This is a genomic window from Engelhardtia mirabilis (assembly GCF_007748095.1).
Classification (GTDB): domain Bacteria; phylum Planctomycetota; class UBA1135; order UBA1135.
The window spans coordinates 1,958,820-1,977,521 of sequence record NZ_CP036287.1 but is presented as its reverse complement, the minus strand read 5'-3'; the positions used below and the strand labels follow the sequence as shown (position 1 = coordinate 1,977,521).

The 18,702-nt window shown below is 70.5% G+C and carries 14 protein-coding genes; 9 read left to right on the top strand and 5 right to left on the bottom strand.

Features of this window, described 5'->3' with window-relative positions; all coding sequences use genetic code 11:
• Together Pla133_RS07160 and Pla133_RS07155 are read left to right on the top strand one after the other, a co-directional pair.
• Positions 1-693: an alpha/beta family hydrolase gene (locus Pla133_RS07160; protein WP_145064223.1), complete on the top strand. Its 693-nt coding sequence runs from the start codon at positions 1-3 to the stop codon at positions 691-693.
• Positions 694-848: 155 nt separating this feature from the next.
• Positions 849-1,712: a DNA-methyltransferase gene (locus Pla133_RS07155; RefSeq protein WP_145064219.1), complete on the top strand. Its 864-nt coding sequence runs from the start codon at positions 849-851 to the stop codon at positions 1,710-1,712.
• Positions 1,713-1,869: 157 nt separating this feature from the next.
• Here Pla133_RS07155 and Pla133_RS07150 read toward each other — a convergent pair whose 3' ends face one another.
• Positions 1,870-2,862 carry a hypothetical protein gene (locus tag Pla133_RS07150; RefSeq protein ID WP_145064214.1) on the bottom strand — a complete coding sequence of 331 codons (993 nt, stop codon included), beginning with the start codon at positions 2,860-2,862 and terminating at the stop codon, positions 1,870-1,872.
• Positions 2,863-3,072: 210 nt separating this feature from the next.
• Between Pla133_RS07150 and Pla133_RS07145 the strand changes: the two genes are divergently transcribed.
• Entirely contained in the window at positions 3,073-4,743 is a 1,671-nt protein-coding gene (locus Pla133_RS07145; protein WP_145064209.1) for a cryptochrome/photolyase family protein, read from the top strand.
• A 234-nt stretch (positions 4,744-4,977) separates the two neighbouring features.
• Positions 4,978-7,173, top strand: a complete 2,196-nt coding sequence (locus Pla133_RS07140; RefSeq protein WP_145064207.1) for a PQQ-binding-like beta-propeller repeat protein — start codon at positions 4,978-4,980, stop codon at positions 7,171-7,173.
• 58 nt (positions 7,174-7,231) lie between these two features.
• On the opposite strand, the gene Pla133_RS07135 is transcribed toward Pla133_RS07140, so the two are convergent.
• The gene (locus Pla133_RS07135) at positions 7,232-8,203 is read right to left on the bottom strand and encodes a hypothetical protein (protein WP_145064204.1); all 972 of its coding nucleotides are present in this window, start codon (positions 8,201-8,203) and stop codon (positions 7,232-7,234) included.
• A 430-nt stretch (positions 8,204-8,633) separates the two neighbouring features.
• Here Pla133_RS07135 and Pla133_RS07130 point away from each other — a divergent pair, with 430 nt between their 5' ends.
• The 5 genes from Pla133_RS07130 to Pla133_RS07110 all read left to right on the top strand — a co-directional run bounded on the left by Pla133_RS07130 (position 8,634) and on the right by Pla133_RS07110 (position 15,467).
• Complete coding sequence (locus tag Pla133_RS07130) at positions 8,634-8,981, top strand: hypothetical protein (RefSeq protein WP_145064201.1); 348 nt, start codon at positions 8,634-8,636, stop codon at positions 8,979-8,981.
• A 5-nt stretch (positions 8,982-8,986) separates the two neighbouring features.
• Complete coding sequence (locus tag Pla133_RS07125) at positions 8,987-10,378, top strand: hypothetical protein (RefSeq protein ID WP_145064198.1); 1,392 nt, start codon at positions 8,987-8,989, stop codon at positions 10,376-10,378.
• A gap of 110 nt (positions 10,379-10,488) precedes the next feature.
• Entirely contained in the window at positions 10,489-12,426 is a 1,938-nt protein-coding gene (locus tag Pla133_RS07120) for an RNA polymerase sigma factor (RefSeq protein ID WP_145064193.1), read from the top strand.
• An 86-nt stretch (positions 12,427-12,512) separates the two neighbouring features.
• Positions 12,513-13,889 carry an alpha/beta hydrolase gene (locus Pla133_RS07115; protein WP_145064191.1) on the top strand — a complete coding sequence of 459 codons (1,377 nt, stop codon included), beginning with the start codon at positions 12,513-12,515 and terminating at the stop codon, positions 13,887-13,889.
• A 132-nt stretch (positions 13,890-14,021) separates the two neighbouring features.
• The gene (locus Pla133_RS07110; protein WP_145064188.1) at positions 14,022-15,467 is read left to right on the top strand and encodes a TPR end-of-group domain-containing protein; all 1,446 of its coding nucleotides are present in this window, start codon (positions 14,022-14,024) and stop codon (positions 15,465-15,467) included.
• A 30-nt stretch (positions 15,468-15,497) separates the two neighbouring features.
• Here Pla133_RS07110 and Pla133_RS07105 read toward each other — a convergent pair whose 3' ends face one another.
• The 3 genes from Pla133_RS07105 to Pla133_RS07095 all read right to left on the bottom strand — a co-directional run bounded on the left by Pla133_RS07105 (position 15,498) and on the right by Pla133_RS07095 (position 18,593).
• Positions 15,498-16,316, bottom strand: coding sequence for a TatD family hydrolase (locus Pla133_RS07105; protein ID WP_145064186.1), 819 nt, complete (start codon positions 16,314-16,316; stop codon positions 15,498-15,500).
• A gap of 17 nt (positions 16,317-16,333) precedes the next feature.
• Entirely contained in the window at positions 16,334-17,569 is a 1,236-nt protein-coding gene (gene arsJ / locus Pla133_RS07100; protein ID WP_145064182.1) for an organoarsenical effux MFS transporter ArsJ, read from the bottom strand.
• Between the two features lie 283 nt (positions 17,570-17,852).
• Complete coding sequence (locus tag Pla133_RS07095) at positions 17,853-18,593, bottom strand: glutathione S-transferase family protein (protein ID WP_145064178.1); 741 nt, start codon at positions 18,591-18,593, stop codon at positions 17,853-17,855.
• Positions 18,594-18,702 lie beyond the last annotated feature (109 nt).

Sequence of the window (18,702 nt, the reverse complement as noted above, 5' to 3'; positions counted from 1 at the left end):
ATGGCGCGCGAGGAACTGACGATCCGGGTCGAACAGGACCCGCCCGGCGAGGTGCGGGCCGCGCTCGACGTCGAGGACGATGCGGGCGGACCCGTGGTGCTGCTGGCCCACGGTGCCGGCCTGCCCCACGACGCGCCGTTCATGGAGCGCGTCGCGGTCGGCCTGGCCTCGCGCGGCCTGCCGACCCTGCGCTTCGACTATCCCTATGCGACGCGCATGCATCGCGAAGGGCGCCGCTTTCCGCCGAACCCGATGGCCAAGCTGCTGGTGGCACATGGGCAGGTGCTGGCATTCCTGCGCGAGCGCTTTCCAGACCGAGCGGTCGTGCTCGCGGGCAAATCCATGGGCGGGCGTGCGTCGAGCCTCTTGGCCGCGGCCGGCGAGGAGTGCCTGGGCTGCGCGTTCCTGGGCTATCCCCTGCACCCGCCGCGCAAGCCCGACAAGCTGCGCGTGGACCACTTCGGCGAGTTGGCCGTGCCCTGCCTGTTCCTGCAAGGGGACCGCGACCCTCTCGCGGGGCTGGAGCTCTTGCGCGAGCACCTGCCATCGATCCCGGGGCCGGTGACCCTGGAGGTGATCGAGGGCGGCGACCATTCCTTCGAGCTGCCCAAACGCATGGGACGCACGCCGGAAGCCGTGCAGGACGAGCTCGCCGAGCGCATCGCGCGCTGGGTCGGCCTGCAGTCCGACTGAGGGCAGAGGCGTTCGTACGGTGCCAGGCACAAGACCGCCGCCTACGGGGGGGGCCCGCAGCGGCCGTCGGCGGCTGCGGGCCCCCGTAGGCGGCGGTTTTGTGCCTGGCACCGTACGAACGCCTCTGCCCTGCCCGCTAACCTGAGCAGCGCTCCATGGGAACCGACCTCCGCATCGTCCAAGCCGAGAACCTCGCCTTCCTGGCCACCCTGCCGGACGCGATGGCGGAGTTGATCTACATCGACCCGCCCTTCAACACGGGCAAGAAGCAGGTGCGCCGGCGGATGAAGACCGTCCGCGACGAGCACGGCGATCGCACCGGCTTCGGCGGGCATCGCTACCGCACCACCGAACTCGGCCGCTCTGGCTACGAGGACCAGTTCGACGACTACCAGGCCTTCCTGCGCCCGCGGCTCGAACACGCCTGGCGCCTTTTGACCGCCGCCGGCAGCTTCTTCCTGCACGTGGACTACCGCGAGTCCCACTACTGCAAGGTGGCCCTGGACGAGGTCTTCGGGCGCAACTGCTTCCAGAACGAGATCATCTGGGCCTACGACTACGGCGCGCGCTCGAAGCGGCGCTGGTCGCCCAAGCACGATTCGATCCTGTGGTACACGCGCGATCCCAAGCGCCACACCTTCGACTTCGAGGCCGTCGACCGCATTCCGTACATGGCCCCCACCCTGGTCGGGCCGGAGAAGACCGCGCGGGGCAAGACGCCCACCGACGTGTGGTGGCACACGATCGTCAGCCCGACCGGCAAGGAGCGCACGGGCTACGCGACCCAGAAGCCCCTGGGCGTACTCGAGCGCATCGTCAAGGTCCACTCGCGTCCCGGTGACCTGGTGCTCGACTTCTTCGCGGGCAGCGGCACCACCGGCGAGGCGGCGGCCCTGCACGATCGGCGCTGCCTGCTGGTCGATTCGCGGCCCGAGGCGATCGACGTGATGGCGAGCCGCCTGGCGCGCTTCGAGCCCACCATCGAGCGGCCCGAGCTCGAACCGTCCGAGACGGCCTGAACGGGCGCGCTCGCGTCGGACAAGGAAGAGGCCCCGCCGCGTTGCCGCGACGGGGCCCACCGTCCCTCGGTTACCTCCGCCACACGACGACTGCGGACGGAGGGTTCGATTGGCCGCGCGCGATCACGGAGCTGCGCGCGGCTCGACCTCGAAGAGGTCAGAGTTTCAGAATCAGATCGAGCATGACCCGGTCGTCGAAGATGTCCTGGCGTCCCGATAGGGCCAACTCGTAGGCCAGGCCGATCGAGGCGTTGTCGCCAATCAGCCAGCGACCGCCGATGGCGCCGGTGACGATCGTGTTGCCCGCCACATCGTTCGACCCGAGGTTGACCACGTCGACGCCCTCGAAGTCGAAGGGTGCGGCCGAGCCGTCGGAGATGTAGTGGATCCCGTTGAACTCGATCATCGGCCGCAGGTTCTCGGTGGCGGCGTAGGTCGCGTTCAGGTGGAAGTCGAAGGAGGTGCTCTCGGCGTCGTCGTCGAGCGGGTAGTTCAGCCCGAGCGTGTAGAGCAGGTCCAGCTCTTCCCGGTCCCAGGCGCCGCTGACGAAGGGCCGCAGCACGCCGTCGCCGTTGCCTTGGAAGACTTCGCGCGTGCCCTGGCTCAACTCGAACACCAGGCCGCCGGTGAGCAGGTAGCCCGCACTCGGGTCGTCGATGAAGGCGTATTTGGCGCCGCCGGCGATGTCCGCGTAGCCGTCGCCCTCGAGGGCGGGTTCGTCGGGCTCGAGGTTGAAGTAGCCGTCCTTGGTCGCGATGACCGAGAAGCGCTGGGTGATCGCCAGGCGCGCCTGGAGCGCGAGCACGTCGAGGGTGCCGCCCTTGAAGACCGAGTCGCTCGGGAACCAGTGGCGGATGATCACGGGCCGCACGCTGGTGTGGTGCAGGGGCGACTCGAACCAATAGGGTTGGGTCACCGGGTCGGTCAGCCGGCCGTTCCAGGGGTTGTCGGCCCAGCGCGCCGAGAACAGGCCGTCGTCAGTGGCAGCCAGGGGAGCCGCCGCGAAGGGGGCCGAAGAGGTGAACGGCTGGGGCTCGGCCACGGGGTCGGGCAGGGCGACGCCGGCCGGTGCGGAGGCATTGAGCTGGGCCGGGGCAGCGCAGCCGAGCAGCGGGAGCGCTGCAAGGGGAAGGAGCTTGATGGAGCGCATCAGGTGTCAGGGGAGGGGAGGGGGTCGGGAGCCCCGGGGGTTGCCGGCCGAGCGCTGTCGCGGTCTCGGCCTGGCCCTGGCCCGAGGGGCGCAACGCTACAGCCAATCTCACGACCCGAAACTCCCTTAAGGCCAAAAAAGTCGCTGGCGGGGGCGCCAACCCCTCCCACAGGCCTCGAAAGCGTCATCCCCCTGACCTAGGCCTCCCCCATGGGAGCGTTCCGCGAGGCCCTCGACGACCGCTCCGCCGACCCCGAGGGTCGGACCTGGGTCTTCGTCCCCTACGACCAACTGACCGATCGCATCGGCCCGCTGGCGTCCCTGGGCCCCGAGCGCGCAGGCATCGTCCTGGTCGAGAGTCCCTGGAAGGCGGCGCGGAGGCCCTACCACCGCCGCAAGCTGGCCCTGGTCCTGGCCAACCAGCGGCACTTCGCTCTGGAGCAGGCCGAACGTGGTGTGGCTGTCCGGCACGTGGTGGCCCGGGGCCCCTACCGCGCGGCCCTGGCCCCCCTGGCGCGGGAGCTGGGGCCGCTGGTCTGCATGCGGCCCGCCGAGCGCGAGCTGCGCGCGGACCTGCAGCCGCTGGTGGACACCGGGGCGCTGGAGCTCCGGCCACACGAGGGCTGGCTGACCGAGCCTGCCGACCTGGAACGCGCCCATCCACGCGGCGCACCGTGGCGCATGGATCGCTTCTACCGCGAGGTCCGCCAGCGCACCGGCGTGTTGATGGACGAGCGCGGCAAGCCGGTCGGTGGCAAGTACAGCTTCGACGCCGACAACCGCGGCACCTGGAGCGGCGCGCCCCCCGCCCCCGCGCTTCCAACCTTCCAGCCCGACGCGGTCACGCGCGAGGTGCTCGAGCTCGTCGAGCGCGAGTTCGCCCACCACCCGGGCGAGATCGACGCCGACACCCTGCCGGCCACGCGCGACGACGCCCGCGCCCTGTGGACCTGGGCGCGCCGCGAGTGCCTGGAGCACTTCGGCCCGTTCCAGGACGCCATGTCGACCCGGGCGAACAACCTGTTCCACACCCGCATCGCTCCGCTCCTGCACCTGCATCGACTGCTGCCGCGCGAGGTGGTGGACGACGTGCTGGACATGGACCTGCCGCTGCAGAGCGCCGAGGGCTTCATTCGCCAGGTGCTGGGCTGGCGCGAGTTCGTGCACCAGGTGCACGAGGCCACCGACGGCCTGCGGACCTCGACCGGCATGGATGGAGCGATCGCCCGGTCCCCCGGCGACGGCGGTTGGTCGCGCTGGTCCGGCCGCGCCTGGGAGTCGTCCGAAGCGGTCGAGGGCCTCGACGGCGGCGCAGCGCCCTCCGCCCTCGACACCACGGCCGAGCTCCCGCCCGCCTTCTGGGGTAGCGAGTCGGGCCTGCGCTGCTTGGACCACGAGGTCGCGACCGTTTGGAGCACGGGCAGCGGCCACCACATCACGCGCCTGATGGTGCTCGCGAACCTGGGCACCCTGCTGGGCATCTCGCCCCGCGAGCTGACCGACTGGTTCTGGGTCGCCTACGACGACGCCTACGATTGGGTCGTCGAGCCCAACGTGCTGGGCATGGGCACCTTCGCGGTGGGCGAGCTGATGACCACCAAGCCCTACGTGTCAGGCGCGGCCTACATCGACCGCATGGGCGACCACTGCGGTGACTGCGCCTTCCACCCCAAGCGGAACTGCCCTGTCACGCGGCTCTACTGGGCCTTCCTGGACCGCAACGCCGGGGCCCTCGAGGGCAACCAACGGGTGGCCATGCCCCTGCGCTCGCTGGAGCGCCGCGCACCCCAGCAGCGCGAGCTCGATCGGCGCGTGTTCGAGCACGTGCACGCGCGCCTCGCGGCCGGTGAGCGCCTGGAACCGGGCGACCTGCCGACCTGAGCCGGGGCAGCGGCGCCCGGCGCGGGAGACCTCCCACCCACCCTGCGGGGCCGACTTCCGGTCCAGGTCCTGGACCCGGGTCCCCGATCCAGACCGCCGAGGCAGCGCCGCACGGGATTGCGGTCCCCAGTCCACCCCGCTGCTGCGGGCACGCCATTTGCGCACGGGCCCCCGGCGCAACGCACCTGTGGCCCCGGCTGGGGAACCACGGCTGACCCCCACCCCATTCATCCCATGCTTCGAGCGACCCTCTCCTCCGCCTTGCTGATCCCCTTGGCCGCCTCCGCGGCCCTGGCCCAGACCTCGCCCTGGCCGACGGTTCGGCACGACAACCAACGCACCGGGCGCAGCCCGGTGATCGCCTCCCAAACCTCCGATGTCCTCTACCCGGAGCTCACCATCGGCGGCGGCACCGCGCTCGACAGTGAGCCGGTGGTCGGCGCAGACGGCACCGTCTACCTGAACACCTTCTCGATCCTGCGAGCCATCGATCCGGCGTCGGGTGCCCAGCTGTGGTCGGTCCCGAACGCCGGCAAGTTCACCACGGTCGGCCCCGATGGCCGCCTGTACGTGGCCAGCGGATCCCTGGGCGACACGGTCACCCCGGGCTACGTGCGCGCCTACCAGCCCGACGGGACCCTCGACTGGACCTTCACCCTGCCCACCCCCGGCGGTCCGCGGGCCCCCGTCACCGTCGCCCCCGACGGCACGATCTACGGCTCGTCCAACGTCTACACCAGCCAGTCGCCGGTGCTCGAGAGCTCGGTGCGCTTCGCCCTCGACCCGGCGGGCAACCTGCTGTGGAACTCCACGGTGGCGGGCCAGCCCACGGCCATGCCCATGTCCCTGTCGACCGACGGCAGGCTGTACCAGACCGGCGGCGACCAGCGCCTGCGACGCATCGACCCGAACAGCGGCGCGATCCTGTGGTCGGTACCCGGTGGCGCCTTCGAGCGCGTGGTCAGTCCGCCCCTGATCCACGGTGACCTGGTCATCGTCTGCGCCACGAAGGGCGGGCCCGTCGCGCCGACCCAGGCGCTGCTCGTGGCCTTCGACGCCGACACCGGCGCGGTGGTCTGGAGCGTGCCCTTCGGCGGCCCCTTCGGCATCTACTCCGTCGCCAACGCCGTGGCCTCGCCGGTGCTGCTAGCCAACGGGGACGTGGTCGCCTTCTGGAACAAGCTCTATCGCGTTTCGCCCACCGGTCAGCTCGTCAGCTCGATCCCCTTCCCGACGGGCTTCGACGAGTGGAGTGTTCCGGTAGCCGGGGCCGATGACACGCTCTACACCTGGACCGGGGACGACAAGGTGATCGGCTTCTCGCCGGTCAGCGGCGCCATCAAGTTCATCTTCAACCCGATTTCTGGGCAGTGCATCACCGGGCGCACGCCCCTGATCCTGGGCGACGGCTCGGTCTTCATCACCTGGCAGCGCAAGACGGTCTGTGAGAACTTCGCGTCCACGACGCGACTCGTGACATTGGCACCGTCCACGGTACTGCCCTGCGATTGCAGTCAGAATCTGCCGCCGGTGGCCTCGATCACGGGCGAAGCCGTGGTTCCGCCGTTCGATCCGAAGATCCTCGACGGATCGGCCAGCGCGGATCCCGAGGGCGGACCGCTGCTCTACGAGTGGCGCGAGATCCTGACCGACTTCGGCGGAGCCCTGGGTCCGATCCTGTCGACCGACTCGACCCTCACGACCTCCCCGCACCAGAACCTGACCAAGACCTACCGCTTGAAGGTCACCGACTGCTGCGACGAGATCGACGTCACCACCTTCGCCCAGACGAGTACGCCGGCAGGCGTCGTCACCGCCCCCGCCCTGGGTGAGACCTGGATCGTGGGGCAGGTCCACACCGTCAAGTGGGTCCCCACCCAGTTCTCCACCGCGCAGGCCATCCAGGTCTCGCGTGACGGAGGTCCGTGGGAGGACATCGTCCTGCAGGCGCCCAACACGGGCTCGTACAACTGGACGGTCACCGGGCCGACGACCCAGAACGCCGTCGTGCGCGTCTTCCCTGGCGATCCGTTCTTCGCCCACAGCAGCGAACCCTTCGAGATCGCCACATGCCAGACGTCGCTCGGATTCGCCGGCCCCGGTGAGTTGACCCTCACCATCTGCGGCGACCAGCTCGCGACCGGCGGGACGGCGACGCTGACTGTGGCGGGCGCGCCCGCGTCGACCCTGGCCTGGCTCGCGGTGGGCACGGCTGCCAACCCCACGCCGCTGTTCGGCGGGAACCTGGTACCGAGCCCACCGCAGGTACTTGTCTTGGGCCTGACCGACCTCGATGGTGTGGTCACCCTCGGCCCGCTCCAGGGTGGCATCGGTCCGGCCACGGTCTACGCCCAGGCGATCGTGCTGAACTACTCGGCCGAGGTGCTCGTGGCCTTCAGCAACGCGTTGCAGGTCGAGTACCTGCCCTGATCGACAGCGCCCGCTCCGTGCCCCCCCCACGACACCGGGGTGGCACGGGGCGGCGCGATCAGAACGTCCCGAGCGTGATGTCGAGCGCGTTGGTCAAAGAGATGACGCCGTTCGCGTCCACCGAGGCCCCTTGCGTGTACAGCCCGACTCCCACGAGACCGCAACTCGCCGGTACCGGCACTTGGAACGGCTGGCCGGCCGGCACCGGTTGGAGGATCAGGATCTGTGCGGTGTTGCAGAGCAGTGTGCCGAGCCCGGGCAGCGACACATTGGTCGGTCCGGGTGTGACGCAGAGCAGGTCCAGCGTCGCGTTGGGCGCGAACGAGGCATGCGAGATCACCGGGTCCCACGTCGCGCCGAGCACGGGCGCCGAAGTCAAGCCGGGGAGCAGCGCGCTCGGGTTCGGCGGCGAGCCCAGGCGCACGACCTCGGCGGCCGCGACACTGGCGTTGCAGGCGGAGAGCGAGAGCAGGTCGTAGAACACGTTGACGAAGGTGCCCGTCACGAGCGTGCCGCGCAGCTCGACCTCCCAGCGATCGCTTCCGAGGGGGACCACGGCCGGCAGCTCGAACGTGTCCCACAGGCCGGTGGCCGGGTTCATCGGCCCGGTGGTCGCCGAGCCGAGCAGCGCAGCGCCCTGGAAGAAGCGCACCCGCGCCTCGGCCAGGTCTCCGAACTCGACTTGAACGCGCCCGCGCAGCACGAACAGCGCACCCGCGGAGAGGCCCGTCGTACCGCCCTGGACCATCGACGCCGACCCACTGGCCTTCCCGGCGAAGGTGAAGAAGAGGGCGCCCTCGAAGGGAGTCACCGTACCCGCGGTCTGGACCTGGGCCGCGACGATCTTGACCTCCGGCGTCGCGCTCCAAGCGGCCAGGGACGCGACTTCGGCGTTGCCGTTGACGAGCAACTCCTGCGCCGACGCGCCCGCGCCGGTCGCGACGGCGAGTCCGAGTAGAAGCCCGCTCCCGACCGACCGCAGGCCGAATCGTGGCTGGTCGGATCGACCTATCGATGCTCGAGATGTCACTGTCTTCATTCCGGATGGACTTTCGGGGGTGGGCCGGGCTGCGAGCTCGGCAGGGGCTGGTGTCGGCTCGGTTCGATCCAAGGCGACTGAACCGCAACGCCGCGGAGCTGTCCCAGGGAATCTGGCGATTCCCGCAGGAGTGCGAGAGCCTGGGACTCCCGGCGCAGGTGGAACGACCCGGTCCGAAGAGCGCCCGGCAGCGGTAGGACTCGACCGCTCCGATGCGCGCCATCACCCCGGGCCGGCCCAGGGCTGCCTCGATCCCTCCGGTTGGGACCAAGGGTGACCGCTCCGAACGGCTTCGCCGTGGTGCGTTGGCACCGCTGGCGGCGGGCCAGAGAATCATTATTTCGGCGAGAAACAGCGCCGCGCCTCCGCTCGATTGCGTTCTTCAACTCGTACCCGTCGTCCCCGAATACGGAGGAGAATCATGCGCGAGGCAGCTCTGGAGGCCGACTATCAGCTCGGCGCCGAACCCGTTCTACTGACCGTCACCATTGGAAACGGCCAGTTCGGCACCTCTCTGGTGCGTCTCAACTCGGCCGAGAAGTGCCGCGGCGACATCGGCGACCTGGAGCTCGGCAAGCCTGGCTCGCTGAAGGGCAAGAAGGTCCGGGTCAAGTCGGTCGTCACCGACGTGCGGGACGAGACCAACCGCTTGACGGTCACCTACAAGCTGGCTGGCGGCGCCCAGGACCAGACCTTCGTCTCCACCGGAGTGGTCGAGAACGATGGTGACTCGATGCTCTTCCGGGCGATCTTCAACCTGAAGGGCTGAGCGCGATGCAGTTCCGAATCCGTGCCCGCTCGTGCGGCCTCCTTGTGGTGACCCTGATCGCTGCGACGTCCATCGCTGCGCCGGTCCGGGCCGTCCAGGATGAGAAGCCGATCGACCTGGAGCCCTTCCGCGTCCCCTCGTCCCCGGCCTTCACCCTGCTCGGTGTCGCGCCCACCAACATCGACCGACCGATCGCTCCGAGGGACTTCTTCACGTCGATCGTCTCGTCCCTCGACGCCGGCACGCGCGACGTTCCGACCGACCTCGCGCTCGAGTTCTCGCCCTACTGGTGGTTCGATCACAAGGAGCTGACTTACAAGGAGCGATACGAGCGAGACCCCTGGGAGACAGCGATCCAGACCTTCTCGATCTCGATCGCGACGACCGAGATCGCGGCGCGAGCTTCGGCGCCGAACGAGCGGGGAACCAGGCTGGGACTAGGAACGCGGCTGCTCCTCATGGACGGGACGCCATGCAAGCAGGTGTCTGAAGGGTTCGGAGCCTTCGAGAAGCAGGTTGAAGGGCTCCGTGATGCACAGGTCGACGTGCTGTTGTCCTCGGACTTGGCTGATCTCCGGGCGGAGAAGGAGGCGGTCGTCACGCTCATCGCCTCCATGTCCGACCCCCTCGCCAACTTGCGCGCGCAACTGGAGCAAGTTGCCCGGCAGATCGCGGGGGCCGCGACCGTCGGCGAGGAACTCTGGGCGCAACGCGCCAGACTCACGGCTCAACTCGACGCGCTCGAACGAGATCTGTCCTCGAGCCTCCGCGACCTGGCCGACAAGGAGGTGGCTGAGGCGAAGATCGTGACGGAGCTAAGGGGCAATGGCCTCGATCCCGATGATCTCGCCGGCTCTCGGGCCCGCGCCGAGGCCGAAGTCGACCGAGCGGCCACGGCTCTGAGGGAGCTCGACAAGGAACGCTACGGCTGGACCGTCGAGCTCGCGTCGGCGGGCGCGGTCGACTTCGTGGACGGGGACGCGGGCGACGGGGAGTTCACGCGGACGGCCGGCTGGCTCACGGCGGGCTACACCCCATCGACGAAAGGCAGCGGTGGTGGTCGGGTTGCCAGCTCCCTCACGTTCCTTGGCGTGGCCCGCTACATCTGGGACGGCATCGACGATCGGAACGACGAGTTCCTCGACGTGGGTGCTCGCGCGATCTGGCGCGTGCGCGAGGACATCAACCTCTCGACCGAGTACCTGCTGCGGAACCTCGGCGGCGACGACGAGACCGAGCGCTGGGCGGCGGTGCTCGAGTTCCAGGTCTCCGAGGGGTACGCCCTGGTGGCCAGCTTCGGCTCGGACTTCGAGACCAGCTTCGAGGGCGACTCGGACCTGATCGCCTCGATCGGGTTCAGCGTCGGCATCGGCGGGCCCCAGGCCCCCGTCCGCTGAATGCGCGAGGCCGCCGGATCCCGGTTGGACCGGACCCGGCGGCCTCGCCCTGCGCATTTTCGGCCAGAATCCCGGTAAGTCCCGCCCGCTCCGTCGGGAGTAGGGCTGCCATGGGACTCTCCAAGCTCGACCGACACTTTCGCCGCTACGCCAGGACGGGCGACGTGCGCGCTCTGGCCACCGTCTTCGACCTGGCCGCGCCGGAGTTGATGCGGGTGGGTCGCCACCTGTGCGGGGACGAGGCCGAGGCCGAGGACGCCGTGCAGGCGACCTTCGAGACGGCGATCGAGAAGGCCGGCGAGCACGACGGCGAGCGGGCCGTGATGCCCTGGCTGCTCGGGGTGCTGGCGATCCACGCCAGGCGTGCTCGGGAGCGCGCGGGGCGGACCCCCGACCCGCAGCGGTTGGCGGCGCGCCTGCCCGAGCGCGAGGTGGCCGACCCGGCCGACCTGGCCGCGGACGCCGAGCTGCGGAGCCTGGTGGAGCAGCGCGTCGACGAGCTCCCGGAGACCTACGCGACCACCCTGCGCCGCTACCTGACCGAGGGGGCCTCGGCCCAGGAGATCGCCCAGGGCCTGGGCCTCTCGGCCGGGGCCGTGCACGTGCGAATCCACCGCGGGCTGAAGCTCCTGCGCCGGGCCCTCCCGGTCGGCGCGTCCCTGGGCGGCGCCCTGACGACCAACCGGGCGCGGGGTCTCGAGAGCCTGCGCGCCGAGGTCCTGCAGATCGCCGGCGACGGCGGCGCGACGATCACGGCGCCGGCGAGCGTGGGCGCCGCCCTGGCCTGGAAGTCCTTGGCCGCCGCCGCATCGTTGACGGCGATCGCAGGTCTGGTGGTGACCTTGGGTCCCTGGGATGCGCCCCGCGCGGAAGGCCCGATCGAGGCCGCCGCCGCTGCGCCCGCCCTCGCGTCGAGCCGGACCCAGTCGACCGCGGGCGACAGAACGATCACGTCGATCGACATGCGCGCGCCCCTACCCGACGCGACGGGAGGCGACTCCGCTGCGGTCGATCCCGACGAGGCGCTCTACGGCGGGCTCACCGCCGACCAGTGGCTGGCGCGCTTCACGGCCGCCGAGGGTTGGCGTCAGATCGTGCCCCTGGGCGACCGCGTCGCGGCCCTGCCCGACTCGGAGGCTCTCGCGCTGATGCGCGCCATCTACCACCGCCTGCCCAGCGTCGACCACCGCCAACAGGTGCTGAAGTCCTTCGTCTTCCACGGCGGCGAGCCCTACGCCCTCGAGATCCTGGACCTGGCCGCGAACGACCCGTCCCTGGCGGTGCAGGGTTGGGCTTGGGACTACCTCCAAGCCTACGCCTTCGTCGACTTCTCCCTCGATCCGGGCCGCTATCCGTCCTGGCGCGAGCGCACGGCCGGTCGCCCCCTGGCCGACGTCCTGCGCGAGGGCATCGACGAGCTCGTCACCCGACTGTCCGCGCTGTCACCCGACGTGTTGGCCCAGGAGCTCGACCGCGTCGACGAGCCCGACCCGCGCATCGGCGCCGCGGCGGGCATCGACTTGCCCGCCGCCCTGCGCGAGGCGGGCCTCCAAGACCTCCTGGCCCGCAGCCTTCACGGCGACGACCCCGAGCGGATCGATCTCGCCCTGCGCTGGATCGCGGTCACCGAGCCGGATGAGGCCTTCCTGCGCTCCCACGTGCTGACCCTCGTCGATCGTGTCACCGACGAGGACGACGACGAACAGCCCTTGCTCGAACCCGCACTCCACGCCCTGGGTCAGTCCGGGCAGGACTGGGTCGCACAGGAGCTGACCCTGCGCCTGCAGCGCGATCCCGGGCGTTGGCTGCGCGAGGACGAGCTGTTCGAGGCCATCGGCGACATCGGCGACCCGCGAGTGGTTCCCGACCTGGTCGATTTCCTCTCTCGCCACGACGATTCGCGCACGCGCTACCTGCTGGGCTACCTGGCCCTCTCGCCCCTGACCGGCGTCGACTACGACGAGGGTCAGGACGCGGCCTTCTGGCTCGATTGGCTCGAAAGCAACCGCGAGCGAGTGCAAGCGGCGATCGACGCGCGCGCCCGCTGACTCGGCGCTGCCCCGTTTGGCCCGGACCTTCGATGCCTCGAGGTCCGACGTCCGTCCCCATTTCCCTCCAGAGCGTGAACAACCCCATGGGAATCCGAATCACCTTCCAGCAGACCTCGGTGTTGCTGGCCACCTGCCTCGGTCTCGGAGCGATGGCCCCGAGAACCGCCGAAGCCGCGTGCGCGACCTCGCGCCCCGACGCCGTGGACGCCGTGCTGGTCAGTGTCGACGAGTCCTGGTCCAACCTCGCGGGAAGCGACCTGAGCTCGGCCCCCTACCGCGACAAGGCGCGCCTGGTCGCCGACCTCGAGCAGATGCTCGAGCGCGAGCGGGCCAAGGAGCGCGACCGCAAGCGACTGGACAAGGCCCTCGCCAAGCGCGCGGGTGAAGTCAACGAACCGGGCCTCACCTGGCGACTGCACGAGCTGCGCGCGCGGGTGCTGGCACCGATCGACGCTGACGGCGCCCGCGATGCCCTCGAGGACGCCCTCGCCACCTACCCGCAGGTGGACTACGTTCAGCCGTTCAAGCAGAGCAGCTTCCACCACCTGCTGGTCGAGCTGGCCTCGTCCACCTTGAAGGGCGACGACCCCGAGGCTGCGCGGGAACTGCTCGTCTCCACGGTGCGTGACGACGTCCGCCTGCAGGCCTTCTATCCAGAGCCCCTCGAACGGCTCTACATCGAGGAGGGGCGCGCGGCCGAGTTGCACGAGCTGCTCGAAGCCCTGGCATCCGCCGCCGAACCGCGCCTGCCGGAGCTGGCCCGCGAGTTGCGGGCGCGTCCGCCCTTGGACGCCCGCTACTGCGGCGGCGATCCCGAGCAGCTCTACCTGGTTCTGGGCGCCGATGCCGAGGTCCAGGGCCCGCGTCAGCTCGTCGTGATCATGGCCGGGGGCTCGGGCCAAGCCCTCGACTTCCTGCCCTGGCTGCGCCAACTCACCGAGCCGCTCACCGATCGCTACCTCTTCGCTGTGCTCTCGGCGCCGGTCTGGAGCGACGAACAGGCCGCCCAGGTCGTCTGGGTGACCGAGCGCACCAAGCGCGAGTACCGCGCGCGCTTCGCCGTGGAGGATTTCGCGCGGGGCGTCGCCGCCGAGCTGCGCGCCGCCGACGGGAACCTGGACCGGGCCTTCCTCTTCGCCTGGTCCTCCGGTGGTCCCGCGACCTACGCCACGGTCCTGGACCGAGACAACACCTTCGCCGGCGCCTACGTGCTGTCCAGCGTCTTCAAGCCCGAGCAACTCGACCTGCGCCGCGCGTCGGATCGTCGCTTCTTTCTGGAGCAGGGTCGCTCCGACACCGTCACTGCCTTTCGCTTCGCCCAGGAGGCCGCGACGACGCTCGCGGACGCGGGCGCCGCGGTTCGCCTCGCGCCCTTCGACGGCGGACACGGCTTCGCGATGCCCGATCCCGCCGCGAGCCTCGAGCGCGCCCTGGCCTGGCTCGTCGAAGATTCGGACTGAACTCTCGCGCGTCACCCGCGCACCGCGCGGGTGGCCGACGGGGCATTCGGGGACTCGCGAAAGCCGCAGAAATAGCGCGCCGGATCGGACGGTTGGAGGCCGCGTCAGCCTCCCACCCAACACACCGATCGCATGCAAACACGAATCGCGCCGTCCCTCGCTCTCTTCCTTCCGCTTGTCGTCGCGGCGACTTCTGGCAGCGTGGCCCGCGCCGCGTCGATGTCCGCGACCGCGCTGTCCCCGACGTCGATTCAGACCGAATCGACTCCGACCGAGACTCCCTCGGAACTGGCAGCGGCGGCCAATGCCGCCCTCGCCCGCGGCGACCAGGCGGCCGCCATCGCTCCCCTCGAAGCCCTGATCGCCCGCACGCCCCAGGCCCCCGGCGCGCAGTTCCAGCTGGGCATGGCCTACTTGGCCGTCGGACGCCCGGCCGACGCGATTGCGCCCTTCCAAGCCGTCAGTGGACCGATGCGACCGATCGCGCTCTACAACGTGGCCTGCGCCAAGGGTCGTCTCGGCGAGGCCGATGCCGCCTTGGCTGCGCTGACCGTCGCCGTGGACGCCGGCTTCTACGGCGTCGAGTTGTTGCACTCCGATTCGGACCTCGCGCTGCTGCAGGACGACCCGCGCCTGCAGGACATCGTCGATGGACTCGAACGAGCTCTGGGTCCAGCCGTCGACGTGAGCGCCCTGCCGCCGCGGGCGCAGTTCGATTGGATGGTCGGCGAGTGGCAGGTGGCCGGGAGTCCGAGCAACCCTTGGAACCAGAAGATCCAGTGGGAGATGGACGGCCAGGTGCTGCAGATTCGCAGTAGTCAGGCGATCACGCTGCTCTCCTACGTCGCCGACGAAGACCTCTGGCGCATGAGCTGGGTCAGCCGCTTCGGGGACCACGACATCCTGGAGGGCGGGCTCGAAAGCGGCCAGATGGTGCTGCACCAGCCGGTGCTGCGGACCCGACCGGGTGAGATCGGTCGCTCGACCTACGCCAACCCGCGCGCGAACTCGTTCACCCTCGAGTGGGACGTGTCGACCGACGGAGGCACGACCTGGGCGCGGCAGACGACCCTGCCCATGCGCCGGGTCACGGCGATCGAGGGGAGCGCGCAGGTCGACGTCCCTGCGGCGCTCGAGCCCCTGGCCTTTCGCCTGGGCCACTGGCACACGGAGCTCCTGGCGGTGCGCCCGGGCGGCGTGCAGGTCGCCGGCCGCGGCGAGCTCGAGGTCAGCCTGGCGGGCGACCACAACGGCTTCGACGAGCGTTCCACGGCCGCATTCGACGACTTCCTGAGCTACGAGGTGACGTCGGAGCGGCGCTTCGACGCCGCTTCAGAGCGTTGGACCGTGGCCTTCGAGTCCACTGGCGGCGCCTCGTTGTCCGGCGAGATCGAGTTGGCCGAGAACTCGATCGTCGAACACCTGCGCGGCGTCGACGCACGCGGGACGTTCGAGGACCAGCGACGCTACGAACTCGGCGGGCCCGACCACTGGCGCCTGGTCGTCGATCGCACCTACGCCGACGGCGGGACGATCGCGAACTTGCTCGTGATGGACGCCTGGCGCCGGCGGAGCTGAGCGGGCGGGCCAATTGCCCGGCCTGGTGTCCTAGTCACGCAGGCCGAGGAACGCCAGGGTCGTGGCCCAGGTGCGTGCGGCGAGGGCGTCCTCGCTCTCCCCCGTGTGCCGGGCCACCTCCGCGGCCACGGCCGGCAGGTACATGGGTTCGTTGCGGCGCGACTTCTTGGCCACCGTCCCGTCCCGGTGCAGGCTGCGCGGCAAGAGGTACGGCGCGTCCGTCTCGAGCATCAAGCGGCCCGGCGGGATGCGCCCGACCAGCGGATGCAAATGGCTGCCGCGACGCTCGTCGCAGATCCAACCGGTGATGCCGATGTGGAAGTCGTGGTCGAGGTAGCGGTCGAGGGTCGACCCGTCGGCCGTGAAGCAGTGCACGACGACCGGGCCGAGCCGGTCTCGGACGGGGCAGACGATCTCCAGCAGGGCGTCGGCCGCCTCGCGCTCGTGCAGCACCAGGGGCAGGTGCAGCTCCGCGGCCAGCTCGACCTGAGCCACGAGGACCCGGCGTTGGACGTCCGGCTCCGAGAAGTTGCGGTCGAAGTCCAGGCCGCACTCCCCCACCGCGAGAACCTCTGGCGCGCGCAGCAGTTCGCGCAGGCCCGCCTCCGTCTCGTCGTTCCAACCCTTCGCGTCGTGGGGATGGACCCCCGCCGTGGCGAACAGTCGCCCCGGGTGGGCCCGGGCCAGGGCGAGGGCCGTCTCGCTTTCCGCCAGGCTGGTGCCCAGGACCAGCATGCGCTCGACTCCCGCGCCGACGGCCCGCGCGACGACGTCGTCGCGGTCGCGGTCGAACTGTGAGCTGTGCAGGTTGACGGCGATGTCGAACAGGGGCGGCACGGGCGAGAGCATAGCCCCGCGTCCACGCCTCACCGCGTGGCGATGCGCGCGCGCTGGTGAGAAGCGAGGCTCGAACTCGCGAGCCCGGCGCAGACCACCAGCACAATCGAGGCCAGGACGCACGCCACCAGGCCGTCGCGACCGCCCCCCAGCGCCTGGAACAGCACGCCCGAGATCAGCGTCCCGACCAGGCGCCCGGCAGCGTTGGCGGTGTAGTAGAAGCCGACCCCGAGTGAGGTCCGGTCGCGCTCGGCGAACTCCACGATCAGGTAGCTGTGCAGGGCGCTGAGGCTCGCGAAGAGCACGCCGAAGAGACCGAGGCCCGCGACCAACAGGGGCGCCGGGGCCAAGCCCATCGGCAGGCCGACTGCAATCGCGGCGAGGGGCAGGAGCAGGGCCCAGGTCCAGCCGCCGACGCCGGAGCACCGGGGATCGGAGCTGCGCGCGATCCAACGCGGCGCCGAGGCCTGCACCGTGCCGTAGGCGATGACCCACAGGGCCAGGAACGCACTCACGGCCGTGAAGCTCCATCCCAGCGACTCGCGCAGGTAGACCGGCAGGGCCAGCACGAACCACGCATCGCGCGACCCGAACAGGAACAAGCGCGCGACCGAGAGCCATCGGATGCGGCGGTCGCGGGCGAACATCGCCGAGAGGGGCACGGCTCGGGTCGCCCCGCGCCGTGGCAGACCGAGGGCTGCGCCCGTGAGGCCCGCGGCGAGCAGCACCGCCATGCCCCCGCAGGCGGCCTTGAAACCGACGCTGCCCAACAGCACGCCGCCGAGCAGCAACCCGACGCCCTTCAGAGCGTTCTTCGAACCCGTCAGCCGCGAGACGACCCGCAGCAGGGGTCCCGCCTCACCGCCGGGCACGACCTGTTTGGTGTAGCTCTTGGCGCCGGTCTTGGTCAGGTCCTTGGCGACGCCGCTGAGCGCCTGAGCCGCGAGGACGACAGCTACGGTCAGCTCGCCCGCTCGCAGCGCCAAGCCGGCCGTGGCGACGACCTGCAGCGATAGCCCCGCGAGGATCAGCGCCCGCAGCCCGAAGCGCGCGCCCAGCCACCCCCCGACGAAATTCGTCACCACGCCCAGCCCCTCGTAGAGCAGGAACATCGACGCGATCTCGAGCGGCGCGAAGCCCAGCGCGTGCAGGTGCAGGAGTACCAACGTGCGCAGGGCCCCGTCGGTCAGGGTGAAGGCCCAGTAGGCGCCGGTCACCGTGGCGAAGACCCTGTACTGGCTGCGACTGTCCGAGTCCGGCTGCATCGCGAAAGAGAGACAGGTCTGGCGGAGCGGGAATCAGAACGATCCAGCGCCTTGGGTCCGTAGCGGCGGCGTCAGCTTCCCGACGCTCGCCCAGAGGCTCGGGCGGCAAGAATAGGGCACCGGACGACCTGGCCTCGATCAAGACGAGGTCAAGGGCGCTCGCCGAACCTGTTCGATGGCGGCGACGGTCGGCGCCCGCGGGGGGCCTGGCCCCAGGGTCATGGAATGGATCCGCGCGCTGAACCGATGGCCCGACCGGCGCCGCGTTGGCCTCCAGTCGCTCCTACCTCGACTCGTAGGCCGCGAGGATCCAGCGCCCGCTCGGTCGCGCGCGCATCTCGGACACGAAGGCTTGCAAGCGGGGGGAGCAGCGCTCGACCGGCGGCATGCCCCCGGGGTGCTCGGGGGGCAGGACCAAAGGTGCGGCCAGGGCGGCGAAGGTCAGGTCGGCGATGCCGAAGCGTTCGCCGAACAGGTTCGGCCGGCCGTCGGCCAAGAGGGCGTCGGTGCGGTCGAGCAGCTCGAGCACGGTCCCGCGGCTGCGTTCCGCCCCTTCCTCGGTGATCTTCAGGTAGCGCACGAGCACCCCCAGGAACACCGGGCGCAGGGTGCGGAAGAGCAGGTGCTCGAACGCGGGCACGCGGCCGCGGGTGCACTCGACCAGGAGCGCAGGCGTGTCGAGGACGAAGGAGTAGGCCAAGCGCCGCGCGTGGGGGCCGAAGACGTCGTTCAGCTCCGCTTCCAGACTCTCCTGCACCCGGCGCTCGGCGCCGTCGGTGGGCAGGAGGCGCAGATCGGCTGGCGCGCGCTCGTCGGCGTAGCGCACGATGTCCGCGGAATCGGACAAGACGCCCTCGGGGGCCACCAGCACCGGCGTGGTCGCCTTGCCGCCGGCCTTGCGGGTCAGCCGCGCCGACAGGGCCGGCAGGTGCGCGTCCTCGACGTAGTCGACGCCGGCGCGATCGAGCGCCCAGCGCGCCTTCTCGCAGTAGTGGCTGATGGGGATCGTGATCAGTCGTCGCACGAGTTAGCCGTTCGTACGGTGCCAGGCACAAGACCGCCGCCTACGGGCGGCCCGCAGCCGCCAACGGCGGCTGCGGGCCCTCCGTAGGCGGCGGTTTTGTGCCTGGCAC

Bases quoted from the DNA above. Each gene is read 5' to 3' on its own strand.
- Pla133_RS07160 (WP_145064223.1), top strand. From the start codon at position 1: ATGGCGCGCGAGGAACTGACGATCCGGGTCGAACAGGACCCGCCCGGC.
- Pla133_RS07155 (WP_145064219.1), top strand. From the start codon at position 849: ATGGGAACCGACCTCCGCATCGTCCAAGCCGAGAACCTCGCCTTCCTG.
- Pla133_RS07150 (WP_145064214.1), bottom strand. From the start codon at position 2,862: ATGCGCTCCATCAAGCTCCTTCCCCTTGCAGCGCTCCCGCTGCTCGGC.
- Pla133_RS07145 (WP_145064209.1), top strand. From the start codon at position 3,073: ATGGGAGCGTTCCGCGAGGCCCTCGACGACCGCTCCGCCGACCCCGAG.
- Pla133_RS07140 (WP_145064207.1), top strand. From the start codon at position 4,978: ATGCTTCGAGCGACCCTCTCCTCCGCCTTGCTGATCCCCTTGGCCGCC.
- Pla133_RS07130 (WP_145064201.1), top strand. From the start codon at position 8,634: ATGCGCGAGGCAGCTCTGGAGGCCGACTATCAGCTCGGCGCCGAACCC.
- Pla133_RS07125 (WP_145064198.1), top strand. From the start codon at position 8,987: ATGCAGTTCCGAATCCGTGCCCGCTCGTGCGGCCTCCTTGTGGTGACC.
- Pla133_RS07120 (WP_145064193.1), top strand. From the start codon at position 10,489: ATGGGACTCTCCAAGCTCGACCGACACTTTCGCCGCTACGCCAGGACG.
- Pla133_RS07115 (WP_145064191.1), top strand. From the start codon at position 12,513: ATGGGAATCCGAATCACCTTCCAGCAGACCTCGGTGTTGCTGGCCACC.
- Pla133_RS07110 (WP_145064188.1), top strand. From the start codon at position 14,022: ATGCAAACACGAATCGCGCCGTCCCTCGCTCTCTTCCTTCCGCTTGTC.
- Pla133_RS07105 (WP_145064186.1), bottom strand. From the start codon at position 16,316: ATGCTCTCGCCCGTGCCGCCCCTGTTCGACATCGCCGTCAACCTGCAC.
- arsJ (WP_145064182.1), bottom strand. From the start codon at position 17,569: ATGCAGCCGGACTCGGACAGTCGCAGCCAGTACAGGGTCTTCGCCACG.